Source organism: Amycolatopsis sp. NPDC051758 (assembly GCF_044453095.1).
In the GTDB taxonomy this organism is placed as follows: domain Bacteria; phylum Actinomycetota; class Actinomycetes; order Mycobacteriales; family Pseudonocardiaceae; genus Amycolatopsis.
In genome coordinates this window covers 1-1268 of the sequence record NZ_JBITCJ010000035.1, presented here as the reverse complement: position 1 = coordinate 1268, position 1268 = coordinate 1, and the positions used below count along the sequence as shown (strand labels likewise).

Here is a 1268-nt window from a genome sequence, read left to right as displayed (position 1 = left end):
GGGTCTGCCCAGACTTCGGTTGACACCGGAGCTGACTATTTTCAGGCCGCTGCTGCGGTGGTGTAGATGGTCTCAAACTCGACTGGGGTGAGCTTGCCCAGGGCGCGTTGCCGGCGTTTGCGGTGGTACTTCGTCTCGATCCAGGACACGATCGCCAACCGGAGCTCCTCGCGGGTGCGCCACCGCCGGGTATCGAGAACGTTCTTTTGCAGCAACGAAAAGAACGACTCCATCGCAGCGTTGTCACCGCACGCCCCGACCCTCCCCATCGACCCGGTCAGCCCACGAGCGTGCAGCAGGCGCCGGTAGGCCGCTGATCGGAATTGGGCTCCGCGGTCGGAGTGGACCACGACGCCGTGTGGCTCGCGCAGTGCGATGGCGTTGCGCAACGCGCCAACGGCGAGTGAGGCTCGCATGTGGTCGGCGATGGAATACCCGACGATCTTGTTGGAGTAGCAGTCCTTGACCGCGCACAGATACAGCTTGCCTTCACCGGTGGGATGCTCGGTGATATCGGTCAGCCACTTGGTGTTCGGTGCGGTGGCGGTGAAGTCGCGGCGGACGAGGTCGTCGTGCACCGGCGGCCCCGACTTACGGGAGCGGCCTTTCTTCCTGGCGTGCAATGAGAAGATCTGTTGCATGGAGCAGATCCGCCACACGCGGTTCTCCGAGGCGGTGAAGCCCTGTCGGGCGAGTTCGTCGGCGATGAACCGGTACCCGTCGGCCGGGTCGTCGGCGTGGATCTCCAGGGCGGCGTTGATCAGATGCGCGTCGTCGAAGTCGCGTTGCGAGACCGGGGACGAACACCACTGGTAGTAGGCCTGCCGGGAGAACCCCAGCACCCGGCACGTCACCGCGACCGGCACCCGCACAGGGGCGCCGGCCGCGGCCAGTTCACGGACGAGCGGGAACGCTATTTTCCCGGCAGGTTGCCCTGCGCCAGGTAGGCGGCCGCCTTGCGCAGGACCTCGTTCTCCTGCTCCAGCAGCCGGTTGCGTTTACGCAGGTCCCGCAGCTCGGCGGACTCATCCCGGGTCACGCCCGGCCGGGTGCCGTCCTCGATATCGGCGGCGCGCAACCAGTTGGCCAGACACGACTCGGAGATCCCGAAATCCTTCGCGACCTGCTTCAACGGGGTCTCACCGCGACGGGCCACGGCGACCACGTCGTCACGGAACTCACGGGGGTAGGGCTTGGGCACGATGACATCCTTCCAGGCGAGGCCGAAGCCTCACACGTGAGGTGTCAACCAGACCCTGGGCAGCCCC

General features: G+C 66.2%; 1 protein-coding gene. It reads right to left on the bottom strand.

Going from position 1 to position 1268, the window contains the following annotated elements:
* Positions 1-41: 41 nt before the first annotated feature.
* A protein-coding gene (locus tag ACIA5G_RS53820) for an IS3 family transposase (RefSeq protein WP_395938370.1) occupies positions 42-1201 on the bottom strand; the annotation gives its coding sequence in 2 pieces (ribosomal slippage) (positions 42-920 and positions 923-1201; 1158 coding nt in all).
* Positions 1202-1268: the final 67 nt, after the last annotated feature.